The organism is Lentilactobacillus parafarraginis DSM 18390 = JCM 14109 (genome assembly GCF_001435895.1).
In the GTDB taxonomy this organism is placed as follows: Bacteria; Bacillota; Bacilli; order Lactobacillales; family Lactobacillaceae; genus Lentilactobacillus; species Lentilactobacillus parafarraginis.
In genome coordinates this window covers 14,010-32,384 of the sequence record NZ_AZFZ01000032.1, presented here as the reverse complement: position 1 = coordinate 32,384, position 18,375 = coordinate 14,010, and the positions used below count along the sequence as shown (strand labels likewise).

Annotated in this window: 17 protein-coding genes; 16 read left to right on the top strand and 1 reads right to left on the bottom strand. The window is 45.4% G+C overall.

The window, feature by feature from the left end; translation table 11 throughout:
* Positions 1-173: 173 nt before the first annotated feature.
* From rpsU to FD47_RS08390, 16 genes are all read left to right on the top strand, one after another.
* A complete protein-coding gene (gene rpsU, locus FD47_RS08465) occupies positions 174-365 on the top strand; it encodes a 30S ribosomal protein S21 (protein ID WP_003553874.1) in 192 nt (63 codons plus the stop codon).
* A gap of 89 nt (positions 366-454) precedes the next feature.
* Entirely contained in the window at positions 455-904 is a 450-nt protein-coding gene (locus FD47_RS08460) for a GatB/YqeY domain-containing protein (protein WP_008214758.1), read from the top strand.
* Between the two features lie 126 nt (positions 905-1,030).
* On the top strand, positions 1,031-1,996 hold the full coding sequence (locus FD47_RS08455) for a PhoH family protein (RefSeq protein ID WP_008214757.1): 966 nt from the start codon (positions 1,031-1,033) through the stop codon (positions 1,994-1,996).
* Between the two features lie 22 nt (positions 1,997-2,018).
* The gene (gene ybeY / locus FD47_RS08450) at positions 2,019-2,504 is read left to right on the top strand and encodes an rRNA maturation RNase YbeY (protein ID WP_008214756.1); all 486 of its coding nucleotides are present in this window, start codon (positions 2,019-2,021) and stop codon (positions 2,502-2,504) included.
* Positions 2,488-2,886 carry a diacylglycerol kinase family protein gene (locus FD47_RS08445; RefSeq protein ID WP_008214755.1) on the top strand — a complete coding sequence of 133 codons (399 nt, stop codon included), beginning with the start codon at positions 2,488-2,490 and terminating at the stop codon, positions 2,884-2,886. Before ybeY ends, FD47_RS08445 begins: the two co-directional genes overlap by 17 nt.
* Positions 2,887-2,894: 8 nt before the next feature.
* Positions 2,895-3,797 (top strand): GTPase Era, encoded by a 903-nt coding sequence (gene era, locus FD47_RS08440; protein WP_056980510.1) that lies wholly within the window; start codon positions 2,895-2,897, stop codon positions 3,795-3,797.
* Between the two features lie 57 nt (positions 3,798-3,854).
* Entirely contained in the window at positions 3,855-4,616 is a 762-nt protein-coding gene (gene recO, locus FD47_RS08435) for a DNA repair protein RecO (RefSeq protein ID WP_054734886.1), read from the top strand.
* A gap of 294 nt (positions 4,617-4,910) precedes the next feature.
* Positions 4,911-5,837 carry a glycine--tRNA ligase subunit alpha gene (gene glyQ, locus FD47_RS08430; protein ID WP_008214749.1) on the top strand — a complete coding sequence of 309 codons (927 nt, stop codon included), beginning with the start codon at positions 4,911-4,913 and terminating at the stop codon, positions 5,835-5,837.
* Entirely contained in the window at positions 5,837-7,918 is a 2,082-nt protein-coding gene (gene glyS / locus FD47_RS08425; RefSeq protein WP_056980508.1) for a glycine--tRNA ligase subunit beta, read from the top strand. Before glyQ ends, glyS begins: the two co-directional genes overlap by 1 nt.
* Before the next feature lie 153 nt (positions 7,919-8,071).
* Entirely contained in the window at positions 8,072-9,895 is a 1,824-nt protein-coding gene (gene dnaG, locus FD47_RS08420; protein WP_054734889.1) for a DNA primase, read from the top strand.
* 17 nt (positions 9,896-9,912) lie between these two features.
* Positions 9,913-11,094, top strand: a complete 1,182-nt coding sequence (gene rpoD / locus FD47_RS08415) for an RNA polymerase sigma factor RpoD (protein ID WP_082402627.1) — start codon at positions 9,913-9,915, stop codon at positions 11,092-11,094.
* Positions 11,095-11,249: 155 nt separating this feature from the next.
* Positions 11,250-11,954, top strand: a complete 705-nt coding sequence (locus tag FD47_RS08410; RefSeq protein WP_056980505.1) for a tRNA (adenine(22)-N(1))-methyltransferase — start codon at positions 11,250-11,252, stop codon at positions 11,952-11,954.
* Positions 11,944-13,059: a Nif3-like dinuclear metal center hexameric protein gene (locus FD47_RS08405; RefSeq protein ID WP_054734891.1), complete on the top strand. Its 1,116-nt coding sequence runs from the start codon at positions 11,944-11,946 to the stop codon at positions 13,057-13,059. Before FD47_RS08410 ends, FD47_RS08405 begins: the two co-directional genes overlap by 11 nt.
* Positions 13,060-13,070: 11 nt before the next feature.
* Positions 13,071-14,309, top strand: coding sequence for a peptidase T (pepT, locus tag FD47_RS08400; RefSeq protein ID WP_054734895.1), 1,239 nt, complete (start codon positions 13,071-13,073; stop codon positions 14,307-14,309).
* 151 nt (positions 14,310-14,460) lie between these two features.
* Positions 14,461-17,070, top strand: a complete 2,610-nt coding sequence (gene clpB, locus FD47_RS08395) for an ATP-dependent chaperone ClpB (RefSeq protein WP_054734898.1) — start codon at positions 14,461-14,463, stop codon at positions 17,068-17,070.
* Between the two features lie 26 nt (positions 17,071-17,096).
* Positions 17,097-17,990 (top strand): alpha/beta fold hydrolase, encoded by an 894-nt coding sequence (locus FD47_RS08390; RefSeq protein WP_054734902.1) that lies wholly within the window; start codon positions 17,097-17,099, stop codon positions 17,988-17,990.
* A 71-nt stretch (positions 17,991-18,061) separates the two neighbouring features.
* On the opposite strand, the gene FD47_RS08385 is transcribed toward FD47_RS08390, so the two are convergent.
* The gene (locus tag FD47_RS08385; protein ID WP_171034975.1) at positions 18,062-18,256 is read right to left on the bottom strand and encodes a DUF2929 family protein; all 195 of its coding nucleotides are present in this window, start codon (positions 18,254-18,256) and stop codon (positions 18,062-18,064) included.
* Positions 18,257-18,375 lie beyond the last annotated feature (119 nt).

The following is an 18,375-nucleotide window of genomic DNA, read 5'->3' as shown; positions in this document are numbered from 1 at the left end:
AAAGCTTGTTTTAAGACAGACCCTAATTAAATTTTAACATGCCGGCGAGTTTTTTGAGTTAATCATTGACGATATTTCGATTAATATGTATAATTTAATGCGAACCGTTTTAGTACAGACAAAATCAGTGCTTTTAAACAGTTACATTTAAGCTCGGAGGGAGGGAATTTCATATGGCAAAGACAGTCGTTCGTAAAAACGAGTCTCTTGATGATGCTCTTCGACGCTTTAAACGTACAGTTTCTAAAAGCGGTACACTGCAAGAATATCGTAAGCGGGAGTTTTATGAAAAACCAAGTGTAAAGCGTAAATTAAAGTCCGAAGCAGCACGTAAGCGGAACAACAAAAAGAAACGTCGTTTCTAACACAAATTAAGATCGGAGCTAATGTTTAATTAGTCTCTGGTCTTTTTTAATGGTAAAATTTAGATAACTATTGAAAAGAGGTTTATCACATGAGTGTTTATGACCAATTGCTCTCAGATTTAAAGGATGCTATGAAGGCCCGCGACAAGGTTAAGCTGGATGTTATTCGCGGCATTAAAGCCCAGATAATGAATGCCGAAGTTGATAACAAAGGCAAGAAGTTAACCGACGAACAAGTTGCGGCCGTTGTTATGAGAGAAATTAAACAGGAAAAAGAATCAATTGAAGAGTTTGAAAAGGCTGGCCGAACTGATTTGGTTGATGACCAAAAAGCGAAGTTAAAGATTGCCGAAGCATACGCCCCAAAACAATTATCCGAGGATGAAGTTGAGAAGATTGTGACCGAAACGATTTCTCAGATTCATGCGGAATCAATGGCCGATTTTGGGAAAGTGATGGGCGCAATTATGCCCAAGGTAAAAGGGAAAGCGGACGGCAGCGTGATCAATAAATTGGTCAAGAAGCAGCTTCAAAGTTAAACCGTCTCTAGTCGTGAATTTTTAAGTTATCCCAAAATTAACGCACTGGCCGATTAATCGCTTTAGTGAGCCTTTATTTTGTGATAATATCGGTTTAATAACTTATATTAAGAAGGAGTTAATTACTTGGCTGAAACTCAACAGATTACAAAGGAATTTATCGTGTCTGATCCTAATCAGCTGTTACAAATTGTCGGTACCCAAGACGAATTTATAACGATTCTTGAGGAGGGCATGGGCGTTTCGATTAATGTGTTTGGAAATTCGCTGCGAATCAGCGGTGATGAAACGCCGGTTGGTGAGACACTTAACATTCTCGACAATATTCTTGGCCTGCTTCAAAAGGGCATTAATATTAATAGCAGTGATTTTATCAGTGCCATTAATATGGCTCAAAATGGGACGCTTGAATACTTTAAGGATTTGTATAATCAAGTTCTGATTAAAGACGCCAAGGGCAAGGCCGTTCGGGTGAAGACCTTTGGCCAGCGCCAGTATATTCAAGCCATTCGCCATCACGACGTTGTATTTGGTGTTGGCCCGGCGGGAACGGGTAAAACCTACCTGGCAGTCGTCATGGCGATTGCAGCGCTTAAGAAGGGGACTGTCGATAAGATCGTTTTGACGCGGCCGGCCGTTGAAGCTGGTGAAAGTCTCGGATTTTTACCTGGTGACCTGAAAGAAAAGGTTGATCCATATCTCCGACCCATTTATGATGCCCTCCACGCGATTTTAGGAGCCGAACATACCGAGCGGTTAATGGACCGGGGCGTGATTGAAATTGCCCCGTTGGCTTATATGAGAGGGCGGACGCTAGATAATTCGTTTGTGATTCTCGATGAGGCCCAAAATACAACGAATATGCAGATGAAGATGTTTTTAACCCGATTAGGATTTGGGTCAAAGATGATCGTTAATGGGGACATCTCTCAAATTGATCTGCCTAAACACGCGGCAAGTGGCTTGGTTCGCGCCCAGGCGATTCTGAAGGGGATTGATCAAATTGAATTTGTCACCTTCAGCGCCAAGGACGTTGTCCGCCATCCGGTTGTCGCAAAAATCATCACGGCCTACGAGAAAGACGGCCAATAATTTATATTAAGGATTGTGAGTCATGGATTTAGAGATTTACGATAAAACTTCACAAGGCGTCACTGAAAAGGATCAAAAATTGATTCGGGACGTGCTTAATTTCGCCGGATCTTACATTCATCTGGCCGACAGTACTGAGATGTCAGTTACGTTGGTAAATAATGATGAGATTCAGCGAATTAATCGCGACTATCGCGGTGTTGATCGGGCAACTGATGTGATCAGTTTTGCCATTGAAGATCAGGCTGACGATGATGATTTTCCAATTATTATGGACGAAACCATGGAAGACGTGATTCCCGAAAACATCGGGGATATTTTCGTATCGGTGGATAAGGTGGCCGAACAAGCTGATTACCTTGGCCATTCATTCCAGCGCGAACTCGGCTTTCTCGTCGTTCACGGTTTTTTGCACCTGAATGGCTATGATCACATGCAAAAAAAGGATGCTGACGTCATGTTCCCCCTTCAAAAAGAGATTTTAAATGCCTATGGCCTTAAAAGATAAACGTCAAATCGGGAAAAATAAATCGTTCTTTCAGTCGGTGGGTCATGCGCTGGAAGGAATCCGCAAGCTAGTCGTTGAGGAGCGCAACTTTCGCTTTGACCTCATCATCACAGCCGTGGTTCTTTGTGTCGGCATTGTTCTGAATTTGAACATCTACGACTGGCTGTGGTTGTGTGCGGCCTTTTTTTCGGTGATTGGCTCAGAAGTTCTCAACTCGATTGTTGAAAACGTTGTCGACTTGATTGTTGGCCACCATTTTGATTTGATGGCTAAGCGTGCCAAGGACATTGCCGCCGGGGGTGTTTTACTGTCCGCGTTTTTTGCAGTGATTATTGGGGCGTTGATTTTCATTCCCAGAATTATGAATCTATTAAATAAGTGAGGTAGAAAATGGATAATCCAAATTATCGTTCCGGCTTTGTGGCCATTGTTGGTCGGCCAAATGTTGGAAAATCAACTTTTTTGAACCGGGTTGTGGGTCAAAAAATTGCGATTATGAGTGACAAAGCCCAGACCACCCGAAATAAAATTCAGGGGGTCTACACGACCGATGACGCCCAAATCGTTTTTATTGATACACCAGGGATCCATAAGCCGCAAAATAAACTTGGCGATTTTATGATGGACTCAGCGCTCTCGGCTTTACGGGAAGTTGACGCCGTTTTATTCATGGTTAACGCAACTGAACGGCGCGGCGCCGGGGATAATTTCATTATTAAGCAACTGCAAAACGTTGATAAGCCAATTTATCTACTGATCAACAAAATCGACGAAATTTCTCCAGACGATGTGATGGCGATCATTGAACAATATAAGGACGCCTTGCCATTTAAGGAAGTCTTTCCGATTTCGGCTCTTCAGGGCAACAACGTACCGGAACTCATTTCCGCGCTCACCAATGAATTACCGAACGGGCCGCAGTATTATCCAAAGGATCAGGTAACCGATCATCCTGAACGGTTTGTGATTTCAGAATTGATTCGAGAAAAGGTTCTTCAGATGACCCGGCAGGAAATTCCGCATTCAACGGCTGTCTACATTGAAAGCATCAAGAAACAGGACGAACTTCTTCGTATTCAAGCAACCATTATTGTTGAGCGCGATGGCCAAAAAGCCATTGTAATCGGTAAGGGCGGTTCGATGCTCAAAAAAATTGGCACCATGGCCCGAAAAGATATTGAAAATATGATGGGCAATAAAGTCTATTTGGAACTCTGGGTTAAGGTTGAGGCGCATTGGCGTGACAAGGCAAATTTGTTAAATTCATATGGTTACAAAAAGGGGAATTACTAAGATTCTCCTAGTAAAATAGTTTGGACATTGATGGTCGACGACTAAGGGGGTGCCACCTTGGCCAAAGCAAAGCCAGCTGACTTTCACGGAATTCTTCTCTACACGAAGGATTATGGTGAACGCGATTTACTCATTAAATTTTTAACGCGGGAATTTGGCAAAAAAATGTTTTTGGTCCACGGTGCCAAACGCCCCAAGTTTCGAATGCGGGCGGCAATTTTACCGTTTAGTTACGGATTATATTCTGGGGACCTTAAAGAAGGCGGCCTGAGCTATATCAATAACTACAAGGACTTAACGCACTTTAAGGGAATTTCAGCGGATATTACTAAGAACGCGTACGCGACTTACGTGATGTCCTTAATTGATCTGGCCTATCCAGATGACGCGCCGATCCCAAAGATCTATGACCAGCTGATGATTGGCTTAAAATTGATTGATGATGGTTTTGATGAACAAATCATCACCAACATCTTTGAAGTTCAGCTGCTGGCCGCGTTTGGGGTGGCCCCCAACTGGGTTGACTGTGCCATCTGTCATCGCCGGGACCTGCCATTTGATTATTCTGAATCGTATGGTGGGCTGTTGTGCCAAAATCACTGGAACAAGGACCCGTATCGCCTACATTTGGATCAGAAAACCATTTACTTTCTACGCTTATTTTCAGTTGTTGATCTCACTAAATTGCACGCCATCAAAGTTGGTGATGCAACGAAGAAGTCGCTCCGACGGGTGATCGATCAGATCTATTCACGGTCGGTGGGTGTCCAGCCGAAAAGCAAACGCTTCATTGATCAATTGGGGAACTTCAAGATTTAGTGTGATTCAACGTTGACATTCCGCTGTTTGTCAACTAAGATTATTTTGAGTTTAATATTTTTGGCAACGACAAAAGAAATTAATCGCTGGGTCTTCACAACGAGGTTGGGATAGTGTAAGCCAACTAAGACTGACCGATTGATCGGCACTTTTCGAGCCAAGTAATTAAGTGCTGGTTTTTATTAACCAGAAGTAGGGTGGAACCGCGATTTTGTCGTCCCTATGTTTAAGCAGCTTTTTGGAGCTGTCGTTAAACATAGGGTCTTTTTTTGTAAAAAATTAGGAGGAGTATAGATGACTGAAAAATTGTCAGTTCAAGAGATCATTCTAAGACTGCAGCAATACTGGGCTGCCCAAGGCTGTATGCTCATGCAGGCTTACGATACTGAAAAGGGTGCTGGAACAATGAGCCCGTACACATTTTTACGGGCAATTGGACCGGAACCATGGAATGCGGCTTACGTGGAGCCATCACGGCGGCCAGCGGATGGCCGGTATGGTGAAAATCCGAACCGATTGTATCAACATCACCAATTTCAAGTGATCATGAAGCCTTCACCCGAAAACATTCAGGATCTTTATCTAAATAGTTTGAAGGAACTCGGCATCGATCCGTTGGAACACGATATCCGCTTCGTTGAAGATAACTGGGAGAACCCCTCAATGGGCTGTGCCGGTGTTGGTTGGGAAGTTTGGCTGGATGGCATGGAAATCACCCAGTTCACTTACTTCCAGATTGTTGGCGGCTTGGAGATGGATCCGGTTGCTTCCGAAATCACTTATGGGTTGGAACGATTGTCATCATACATTCAAAATGTGAACTCCGTTTTTGATCTTGAATGGTCTGATGGCGTTCTTTATGGTGATATTTTTAAGGAGCCGGAATACGAGCACTCCAAATATAGTTTTGAAGTGAGCGACCAGGAAATGCTTCTGACCTTGTTTAACGATTACGAACGGGAAGCAAAACGGCTTTTGAAACAGGATTTGGTCCATCCGGCGTATGATTATATCCTGAAGTGCAGCCACACCTTTAATTTACTTGACGCCAGGGGTGCGGTTTCCGTTACCGAACGGGCCGGTTATCTTTCCCGAATCCGCAACTTAGCGCGATCTGTGGCCAAAGAATTCGTTGCCGCAAGAAAGCGGCTTGGGTTCCCACTGATCAAAGACGAAAAGAAACGTCAGGAATTGCTAAGTGATAAAGAGGAGGAAAAATAATGGCTAATAATTTCTTACTGGAGATTGGTCTTGAAGAAATTCCCGCTCATGTTGTCACCCCAAGTATTAACCAACTCAAGAAGCGGGCAGCGGATTTCTTAAAGGCCCAACGAATGACATTTGAACAAATTAAAACTTTCAGCACGCCGAGAAGATTGGCGCTTTACATTACTGGGTTGGCAGACAAGCAGCCTGATATTGATAAATCTGTTAAGGGTCCCGCCAAAAAGATTGCGCAGGATGCTGACGGCAACTGGACAAAGGCGGCGATCGGATTTTCTCGCGGTCAGGGTGCCACACCTGACGACATTACCTTCAAAGAGGTGAAGGGAACCGAGTACGTGTTTGTCGAGAAACACATTGCCGGCAAGCCACTGGAAACAATCTTAACCGGGATGAAAGATGTTGTAACGGCAATGACGTTCCCGACTATGATGAAGTGGGCCAACTACTCCTTTGAATATGTTCGACCAATCAAATGGCTGGTGGCACTGCTGAATGATCAGGTTATTCCGTTTCAGATTCTCGACGTCTCCACTGACCGGGTGACTTCCGGCCACCGCTTCTTGGGAAAGGACGTTTCCCTTGCAAACGCTGACGAATATGAGGAAAAATTGACTGAACAATTCGTTGTTGCTGACGCCGCTAAGCGAAAGGAACTCATTGTCAAGCAAATTCATCAGATTGCCGAGGCTCATGACTGGCAAATTAGTCTGGATCCAGATTTATTGGAAGAGGTTAACAATTTAGTGGAGTGGCCGACAGCATTTGCCGGAAAGTTCGCTGACAAGTACCTCACAATTCCCGATGAGGTCCTGATCACCTCGATGAAGGATCACCAACGCTTCTTCTTCGTAACTGACCAAAGTGGGGCGCTATTGCCGGACTTTATTTCCGTTCGAAACGGGAACGACCACGACATCGAAAACGTGATTGCCGGCAACGAAAAAGTATTGACCGCCCGGCTTGAAGATGCCATGTTCTTCTATCAGGAAGATCAGAAAAAGACGATTGCCGATTATGTCAACCGGCTCAAAAAAGTTAGTTTTCACGATAAAATTTCAACGATGTATGAAAAGATGCAGCGCGTTGGGGTGATTTCTCACTATTTGGGGCAGCAATTTAATTTTTCGGATGATGCATTAGCCGATTTGAAGCGGGCTGCGGAAATCTATAAGTTTGATCTTGTGACCGGAATGGTTGGTGAATTTGCCGAGCTCCAGGGGGTGATGGGCGAAAAGTATGCATTGCTTAATCATGAATCCCCAGTGGTTGCCAAAGCGATTGCCGAGCATTACATGCCGATTTCAGCGAATGGTGATTTACCAAAATCAGACGTTGGCGCTTTATTGGCAGTTGCCGATAAGCTCGACAGCATTTTAACGTTCTTTGCGGCCGGAATGGTGCCAAGCGGTTCCAACGACCCTTACGCACTTCGTCGGCAAGCAACCGGAATTGTTCGAATTGTTGCTGATAAGAAGTGGAACTTTGATTTAAAAGCCGTTTTAAATGCGGTCATTAAACTTCAGAACGAGCAAAACGTGGCCCCCAAGTTGGATATGAGCGCTCAAGTGGATCCGGTGTGTGATTTTATTAAGGATCGGATCAAACAGTACCTGGATGATTTGGGCATTCGCTATGATATTTCGGATGCCGTTACCTCTGGTTCATTAACGGACATTTTGTATAACATTTCCAGCGGCCAAGTTCTTCAAGCTCATAAAGATGATGACAACTTCAAGGGAATTATTGAATCCCTGACCCGGGTTCTGCGGATTTCTAAGAAGGGCCACTTTGCCGACGACGACTTAACTGTTGATCCCACGCTATTTGAGAACGATTCTGAAAAGGATCTTAATACTCAGGTTGCCGGGATTGTCACCGGCTTTGACACGGCGTCGGCGCAGGAAGATTTTGCCCGGTTAGCAAGTTTGGAATCAATTATCAATGAGTATTTTGACGCCACGATGATTATGGCTAAGGATGCCAAATTAAAGGATAATCGGCTGCGGCAGCTGACCATCATCTCAAACATGATCCTGCATCTTGGTGACCTGGATAAATTGGTCGTTAAGGGCTAGCTCATCGCGTGATTCTCTTTGAGGCTTTTGTTTGTACAAACTTAGAGAGTATGATAATATAAGCTATGTATCGCTGTATATAAAGTCGCACTGTTTTGGTGCGACTTTTTGCAGGTATTTGCACTGGTTCATAGCGTGGGAGGCGGTTGATCGTTGAAGATTCCTGAAGACGTGATTGAACAAATTAGATCTCAAGTTAACATTGTTGACGTGGTCTCTCAGTACGTTCAGTTAAAGCAGTCGGGAAAGAATCTGTTTGGGCTCTGTCCGTTTCATGAAGAACGGACCCCATCGTTTTCCGTCACCGAAGATAAACAAATTTTTCATTGTTTCAGTTGTGGTCGTGGGGGCAACGTTTTTAAGTTCATCATGGAAATTGAGAACTTATCATTTCCAGAAGCGGTTAAAAAAGTTGCCGAGATGGAACATTTAGACGTCGATGCGAAGTATTTTGCTGACGCCGCTCCGGCTACTAAGGAAAGTTCAGAGCTAAAACAGCTCATCGACCTTAATGAGCAGGCGGTCAAGCTCTATCATCATATTCTGATGAACACTAAAATCGGTCAGCCAGCGCTGGATTATCTGCACAAACGCGGCATGACCGACGAAACGATTGTGACGTATCAATTGGGCTATGCCCCGTCTCAGCGGTTGGTTAAACCATTTTTTGATCAGCGTCAAGTTGATTACCAGCTGTTGCGAAAGTCAGGACTCTTTTCTGAGGGTCAGGACGGCAGTCTTCGCGACCGGTTCGTTGATCGCGTGATGTATCCAATTCGCAATGCCAACGGCCAAACGGTTGGTTTTTCCGGACGATTACTATCAACCGATTCGGATATGCCAAAGTATTTGAACAGTCCTGAAACTGAACTGTTTAATAAGCGAAAGATTTTATTTAACTTGGATTTTGCCAGACCAAATATTCGCAGTAAGCAGCCAGCCCTGTTGTTTGAAGGATTTATGGACGTTATTACCGCTTTTCAGGCGGGAATCAAGTCCGGTATCGCGTCAATGGGAACGAGTCTCACTGAGCAACAAATTTATGATATCCAGCGGATTACCCGCGAAGTGATTGTTTGTTACGATGGTGATGCTCCGGGCCAAAAAGCCATTAAGCGTGCGATTGATGCGTTTAAAGAGACGAACCACCAGCTTGATTTAAAGGTGGTGTCGATTCCCGACGGGATGGATCCTGATGAATTCATTCGTAATCGTGGTGGTGATAAGTTTCAAGCGTTATTGCAAAACGCCCAGTCACCGATTGATTTTGAATTGAATTTTCTTAAGAAACAATCTAATTTACAATCAGAAGATGGGCAGGCTGCTTATATCGCGGCGGCGTTAAAGCTCGTTGCCACGGTCAGTTCGGGAATTTCCCGGGATCTTTATCTGAATCGATTGGCTGAAGAATTTTCGATTGATAAGGAAGTTCTCAAACAGCAGTTGGCGCCCATGATTCGCCGGACAGCCACTCAGAGGCCGGTTATTTCAGCCCCCGTCGCGCCGGCACAAGCTGTTAATCAAACACCTCGGCCAAGCGATAAGGTGGCTGTGGCCCAGATGCAGCTGTTGAATCGAATGCTTCATAATCATGATGTCTGGTTGAAGGTGCAGGGAACCCCGGGATTCGCGTTTGTTGACGAGCAGTACCAGATGCTGTATCTTTTGGCGGAAGGGTACTTCGCTAAGTTTGATGACTACAACGTGGCAACATTTAGCAACATGATCACTGAAGATTCCCTCCAGAGTCTCTTGATTGACATTGAAATGATGAATTTACCACAGGAACCATCGCCAATGGAGATTGATAACGACCTAGATGTTATTATGAGAAAGGCGCCGGTTGAATCAGAATTAAAGCAGAAACAGGCTGAGTTGAATCAAGCTGCCAAAATTGGCGATGTGGATAAGCAGCGTCAATTAATGGTTGATATATTGAAGCTTGAACAGCAGAAAAGAACTAAGGAACAAGCTTAACTTCGGGAGGCATTTTGATGGCTAACAAAAAGACAAATAGTGTAAAGGTTGAGAAAAAAGCGACGAAGAAGTCCACAAAGACAACGAAATCCGCTACAGCCAAAAAGGCCCAAAAGCCTTATAAGAAGGTATTTGATCAAATCGTTAAGGATAATAAGCCAATTGGCCATATCACTTACGATGAGCTTCAGGAAAAAATTGAGAAGCCATATTCTTTGGACAAAAAGGACATGGAAGAACTGCTGGAAAGCATTGAAGATTCAGGAATCAGCGTTGTTGATGACAACGGTGATCCAGATCCTCGGGCCATTGATGCCGCTAAGAAAGTGACTAAAAAGGAGCTTTCCGATGTATCCGCGCCAACAGGGGTTAAGATTAATGATCCTGTCAGAATGTATCTCAAGGAAATTGGGCGTGTCTCCCTGTTGAGTGCTGATGAAGAAATTAACCTGGCTAAGCGAATTGAGGCCGGTGACGAAGAGGCCAAGCAGGAATTGGCTGAAGCTAACTTACGGTTGGTGGTATCAATCGCCAAGCGGTACGTCGGTCGAGGCATGCAATTTCTTGATTTAATTCAAGAAGGCAACATGGGCTTGATGAAGGCGGTTGAAAAGTTTGATTACCGAAAGGGATTCAAGTTCTCAACCTACGCAACGTGGTGGATTCGTCAGGCGATTACCCGGGCCATTGCTGACCAGGCGCGGACCATTCGAATCCCGGTTCACATGGTTGAAACGATCAACAAATTAATCCGAATTCAGCGGCAATTGCTTCAAGATTTAGGTCGGGAACCCCTTCCGGAAGAAATTGGGGCTGAAATGGATATGCCAACCGAAAAGGTTCGGGAAATTCTCAAGATTGCCCAGGAACCAGTTTCTCTCGAAACCCCAATTGGTGAAGAGGACGATTCGCATCTCGGCGACTTCATTGAAGACCAGGATGCGACTTCACCGGCGGATCACGCGGCATATGAACTTCTCAAGGAACAGTTGGAAAGTGTCTTGGATACATTGACTGATCGGGAAGAAAATGTGCTTCGTCTTCGATTTGGACTGGATGATGGCCGGACCCGGACTTTGGAAGAAGTTGGTAAGGTCTTTGGCGTTACCCGTGAACGGATTCGTCAAATCGAAGCCAAGGCCCTTAGAAAATTGCGTCACCCATCCCGTAGCAAACAATTAAAAGATTTCTTGGAGTAGCCTAAAAATTTCGCTGTCGTCAATTCCTGGTTTCAGGAATTCACGGCAGCTTTTTTGTGATTTGGGGCGCCTTCATGACCTTGGCTTTTTATCAAACTGTTTTTTTACAGCCGAATAAATTATAATGAATTTATTAACAAACTAAGGAGATTATTATGAACGGCACGCACCTTTCGAAACGATTACAAACAGTCAGTGAACATGTTGAACCGGGAAGTCGGTTGGCTGACATCGGCTCCGATCACGCGTATCTGCCGGTTTACTTGGCCGCCAACCAGATCATTTCGTATGGGGTCGTTGGCGAAGTTGCCAGGGGGCCCTTAGCGAATGCAACCTCCGAGATTCAGCGAGCCGGTCTGGCTGAAATCCTTCATCCGCGCTTGGCGGACGGATTGGCAGCCATTAAAGATGGTGACGACATCGACGCCATTACAATTGCTGGCATGGGGGGTATTTTAATCACCCACATCCTTGAAACGGGTAAGCAGAAGTTGACCGGCAAAGAAAAATTGATTCTCCAGCCCAATGTGGGGGCAAACGTGGTTCGGCAGTGGCTGATGGATAACCGCTATCAGTTAAGCGCTGAACAAATTCTTGAAGAAGAGGGGCACATTTATGAAATATTAACCGCCAAGAAGGTGGCCGCCCCGGTCAGTTACACTGAAAAGCAGCTCCGCTTTGGCCCGTATCTGCTTGCCGAAAAGACGCCAGCCTTTGTTGCAAAGTGGACTTCGGAGCGAAGCCAGCTTCAGCGAATTATAGATAATATGAAGTTGGCGACTTCTCCTGATCAGGAGAAAATCGAGCGAATTGAACGGGAAATTCAAATGATTAATGAGGTGATTCACGTTGAAAGCTAATGAGTTGGTACAGGAATTCGAAACCTTTGCCCCAAAGAAATTGGCAATGCCTAAAGATCCAGTGGGGCTTCAGATTGGGTCTTTGGATCAGGAAATTCATAAGGTGATGACGACTCTTGATGTGCGACTCGAAGTGGTTGATGAGGCAATTAATAACGACGTTGACTTTATTTTTGCTCATCATCCAGTGATGTTTCATCCAGCTAGAAATCTTGACTATTCCGATCCGCAAAATGCGATGTACGCCAAGATTATTTCTCACGGCATCACAGTCTATGCGGCCCATACCAATCTAGATTCAGCGGACGGTGGCATGAACGATTGGTTAGCCGATGCCCTAAGCTTGACCCATGTCCGCGGTTTGGTGCCCGGGTATGCCGGTTCTATTTTCAGGTTAACGGTCACGGTCCCGAAGGTTTATGCAACGGCCGTTCGGATGTCATTAGTGGATGCCGGCGCTGACATCAACGATGGCCAATACACCGGCTATACTTACGAAATGGACGGGACGGTTTATTACGTGCCGCAGCCAGGTGCCGATCCGACCATTGGCATGGCTGGTGAACCGACTGAAGTGGAGGATTCCCGTTTGGAATTCGAGGTGCCGGAAAAGAATTTAGCCAAGGTCCTCAAAACCCTAAAGGACGTCCATCCCTTACAGCATCCCCTTTATAACATTATTCGCCTGGAAGATAAGAAGCATCAGTATACCATGGGGCGCGTGGGTGAATTGCCGGAACAAATGCAGCTGGAGTCATTTGCAAAACGCTGTAAGTCAGTCTTTCACGTATCGGGCTTACGAGTTGTCACTACTGATTTGTTTAAACCAGTTAAAACCGTAGCAATCCTTGGCGGTGATGGCGGCAAATTTTACCGCACCGCGCAGAAAGCCGGCGCGGACGTTTACATTACGGGGGATGTTTACTACCATACCGGGCATGACATGCTCGCCAGCGACATGCCGGTGATTGACCCCGGCCACCATATTGAAAGTATCTGTATTCCTAAATTAGCGGACTTATTCAATCGGTGGGCTGACGAAAATAACTGGCCAATTTCGATTATTCAATCAAAAATTAATACGGATCCATTTACATTTCTCTAGGAGGGTTACTAATGGCAAAGTATCCAGAACTAATTGCAAACTTTTTAAAATTTATCAAGATCAATACCCGTTCCGATCCGAATTCATCATCGATTCCGTCGGCCAAACGGGAAAGCCAATTTTTGACAATGCTGGCAGGGCTGCTGACTGATATGGGCCTGGCCGACGTTCATACGAACCAGCAAAGTGCCTATGTATTTGCAACGCTGCCGGCCAATGTTGATCGCCAAGTGCCAACGGTTGGGTTCATTTCCCACATTGACACGGCTGATTTCAATTCCGAAAATGTCAACCCGCAGATTATCGAAAATTATGATGGGAAATCAGTCATTACCCTTGATAAAGATGGCGAATACACCCTCGACCCAAAAGTGTTTCCCAGCTTAAAAAAGTATCGCGGCCAAACCCTGATTACCACTGATGGCTCAACGCTTCTGGGCGCTGATGATAAATCTGGGGTTGCTGAAATTATTTCGGCAGTCACCTATTTACAAGCCCATCCGGAAATTGCCCACGGGACGGTTAAGATTGGATTTGGCCCCGATGAAGAAATTGGGACTGGCGCTGATCATTTTGACGTCCAAGACTTCGGTGCCGACGTTGCCTACACCGTTGACGGCGGCCCGCTGGGTGACTTAAATTATGAAACGTTTAACGCTGCCGATGCGAAGGTGTCAATTAAGGGGACTGATGTGCATCCGGCGGAAGCCAAAGGAGTCATGGTCAATGCAATTCAGGTTGGAATGGATTTTCATGCCGCATTGCCGGAGTTTGATCGCCCCGAGCGAACGGAAGGCCGTCAGGGGTTCTACCATCTCTACGATTTTCAGGGCGATGTCGACCATGCCGAGATGGGCTACATCATTAGAGATCACGATCGGGACCGGTTCGAAGCCCGTAAACGCCTATTCCAAGGAATCGCCGATCAAATGAATAAGGAGTTCGGCGAAAAACGGATTTCAATCACCCTTAAAGATCAGTACTATAACATGGGTGAAATTATTCAAAAGGACCCAACGGTTTTGACAATTGCTGAGGAGGCAATGAAAAACGTTGGGATCAAACCGCACGTATTCCCGGTTCGTGGCGGTACTGATGGTTCAAAGATTTCATACATGGGATTGCCAACGCCGAACCTATTCGCCGGTGGTGAAAATATGCATGGCCGGTTTGAGTACGTATCAGAAGAAACCATGGAAAAAGCCGTTGATGTGATTATTGAAATTTTTAAATTGTTTGCGAAAAAATAATTGGTCAAAAAAGGTCAAATTATTTTGAATGACCCCTTATTTTTGATAGGATATTGATTAGGCGGTTTGAAACCAACTTGTATTTATTTCGAACCGCTTTGACTTAACACGACATTAATTAAGAATACTTTAAAATTAAGGTGATAAATGAATGAATCCAGATAACTTAACGGAAGCCGTCACAAAAGCAATCTCACAGGCCCAACAGATTGCGGTGACCCGTAAACAACAGAATATAACCGTTGCCCACTTGTTTAAATTTTTGGTGCAACCGGGGGAATTAGCCCGCCAGATCTATTCGGATCTTGGCCTGAAATTAGCTGATGTGGATCAGGAACTCGACGATGAAATTGACAAGATTGCCACCGTCGAGGGTAGCAATATCAGTTATGGGCAGGCGTTATCGTCAAATCTGTATGAACTCTTACAAAATGCCGAACAAATTAAAAATGAGTTTGGTGACCAGTACATTGCCGTTGATACACTGACGATTGCCGTCATGCAATTGCGTGGCGATGATTTCACAGATTACCTGAGTCATCAGGGGATTACCGAGCAAAAGGTGCGAAATGTTGTCGAAAAAATTCGCAGCGGCCAAAAAGTCACTTCTAAAAATCAGGAAGATAATTATCAGTCCCTTGAGAAGTACGGGACCGACCTTGTTAAAGCCGCTCGGGAAAATAAGTTAGGCCCAATCATCGGTCGGGACGAAGAAATTTTGGACGTTATCCGAATTTTGTCGCGAAAAACCAAAAACAACCCAGTACTGATTGGGGCTCCCGGCGTTGGTAAGACGGCGGTCGTCGAGGGACTTGCCCTGCGAATCGCCTCAAATGACGTTCCTGAAAATTTAAAAAACAAAACGATTTTCCAGTTGGATATGGGCGCACTCATTGCCGGTGCCAAATATCGTGGTGAGTTTGAAGAGCGCCTGCAGGCCGTTTTAAAAGAAGTGAAGAAGGCCGAAGGGCAAATTATCATGTTTATCGATGAAATTCATAACATCGTTGGCGCCGGGAAAGCTGAAGGATCAATGGATGCCGGTAACATTTTGAAGCCCATGCTGGCCCGGGGAGAACTCCACTTAATTGGGGCTACGACGATTGATGAATACCGGAAATACATGGAAAAGGATAAGGCCCTTGAACGACGCTTCCAGCGGGTATTGGTAAATGAACCCTCCGTTGAGGATACAATCACGATTTTACGTGGACTTTCCGAAGGCTTGGAAATCCATCACGGCGTTCGGATTCATGATAACGCCTTAGTTGCGGCAGCCAAACTTTCTGATCGTTACATTACCGATCGGAATTTACCTGATAAGGCGATTGACCTGGTCGATGAAGCATCGGCTGAGATTCGGGTTGAAATGAATTCCAGTCCCACCGAGCTTGACCAATCTAACCGCCAATTGATGCGGTTAGAGGTTGAAGAGGCCGCCTTGAAACAGGAAACTGACGAAGCTTCCAAGAAACGCCTTAAGGAAGTCCAATCCGAATTGGCGAACATTAAGGAAAGGGTTAATGGGTTAAATGCCCGTTGGAAACAAGAAAAAGACGCCATTAAGAAGATTGGCGATAAGAAAAAGCAACTGGATCAGGCAAAGAATGATTTGAAGCAGGCGGAAAACGACTACGATCTGAACAAAGCCGCGGTTCTTCAGCACGGGACAATCCCTGATCTTCAAAAGGAACTTCACCAGCTTGAAACGAATGATCAGCACGCCGACTGGTTAGTCAGTGAGTCAGTGACCGCCGACGAAATCGCGAAGGTTGTGAGTCGTGAAACCGGCATTCCGGTGACAAAATTAGTGGAGGGTGAACGCCAGAAGCTCCTTCATTTGGCAGACAATCTCCATAAACGGGTGATCGGTCAAAACGAGGCGGTTACGGCAGTCTCTGACGCGGTTATTCGGTCACGTGCCGGGCTTCAGGATCCCAGCCGCCCATTAGGCTCATTTCTGTTCCTGGGACCAACCGGGGTCGGAAAAACCGAACTGGCAAAGGCGTTAGCCGAAGACCTGTTTGATTCCGAGAATCACATGGTCCGGATTGACATGTCCGAATACATGGAAAAGGAATCCGTTTCTCGTCTGGTCGGCGCGGCTCCCGGATACGTTGGGTATGAAGAGGGCGGCCAGTTAACCGAAGCGGTCAGACGTAATCCTTACACGATTGTGTTATTTGACGAAATCGAAAAGGCTCACCCAGACGTGTTCAATATTCTCCTTCAAGTCTTAGATGATGGCCGGCTGACCGATAGTCAGGGACGGACAATTGACTTTAAGAATACGATTCTTATCATGACATCCAATTTGGGATCTGACATTCTTCTGGAGGGGACCAATGAAGACGGCGTCATTTCGGACACGGCTAAGAAGCAGGTTGATCAACTATTGAAGTCGTCGTTTAAGCCTGAATTTTTAAATCGAATTGACGACGTTATTATGTTCAAACCACTGTCACGTTCCGACATTGAAAAGATTGTGCAAAAACTCATTGATCAACTATCATCCCGAACCAGACAACAAGATATTCAGCTGGCCATTTCCGATGATGCCAAACGCTGGATTGCCAATAACGGTTATGAACCGCAATATGGGGCGCGGCCACTTCAAAGATACGTTACCAACGTGGTTGAAACGCCGTTGGCAAAAATGATTGTCGGCGATCAAATTAAACCGCACAGCATTGTTCACATTAACTTGGCAGATGATCAACTAACATTCGTTCCGGAGCAGTTAACCCCGCAGGAAGTTTAATCGAAACTTAGTTAAGAGGTGGCAGAATGCTTCAAGAATTTCAGTTGATGACTAAGGGACCGACAAAACTAGCAGCCGCGGTGGTTACACCGGATCATACGGACCGGCCAACCGCCATTGTCCAGTTGATTCACGGCGCTTTGGAACATAAAGAACGGTACTTTCCTTTTGCGTCGTACCTGGCCGAACGGGGTTATGTGGTCGTGATGATCGATAATCGCGGTCATGGCCGCTCCGTGTCGGCTGCCGATCCATTTGGGATCATGCACAGTTGGCAGCAGCAGGTCAGCGATCAGGTTGTTCTGTCAAAGTGGATTAAACAGCGGTATCCGAATCGGCCGCTCTTTTTGTTTGGCCATTCCTTAGGGTCAATTTGGGGTCGGTTGTACCTCCAGCATGACGACGAGTTGATTGACGGGTTGATTCTCACCGGAACGGTTCGTTACATTCCGGTTGTCCCGGTTGGAATATTGCTGGGAAAATTGTATCAGCGGGTTCGTGGTGCCACGGCGACGTCAACGCTTCTTTCGCGCCTGTCTGGAATGGGCCCCGGGGATCACGATTGGTTGACCTACAATCGGGAAAATATTAATCGCGTGATAAAAGACCCGTTAATGATGGATCAGTATCCGGTTTCAAGTCTTCTAACCGTTTGGCTGGGAGATTTCCAACTTAAGCAAACGGCTCATTTTGCCTGTCGCCACCGGGACTTACCAATTCTAAGCATTACCGGCGATCACGATAAGTTTACCGGCGGTCGGCGGGGGCTAAGGGATACCGTCCGAACGCTGAATCGAATTGGTTACCAGAATGTGACCAGCATTGTGATGCCCCATATGAAGCATGAAGTTCTCAATGAGACTGGGCACGAAAAGGTTTATGCGCTGATTTATCAATTTCTTCGGCAACATCAAGCCTAATTTCTGGATATAAAAAAGATTGGCTGCGGACATAAATGTCTGAGCCAATCTTTTTTAAGTCATTTTCTAAATCATTGTTTAGCGTATGAATCCTTGCTAATCAGATAGATCCCGTTAACGGCAATGAGTGCAACCACCGCGGCAACGCCACCAATTTGCATATAATTGTATGGGACAACTTCAAGCTTTGAAGCGATGTACCCAATAATTTCGCCAAAAATGATTGCCCAGAAAATAACTACGACGTTTGAAGCTAATAGTTTCATATTATCCAGCCTCCTGACAATCAATGGTATTTTAGCATATTTTAACACAAAAATCACTCTGAATTTAATAGCGAATTCATTTTGCCAGCCAAATTCTTTGGTATAATTTGAGTATGAAA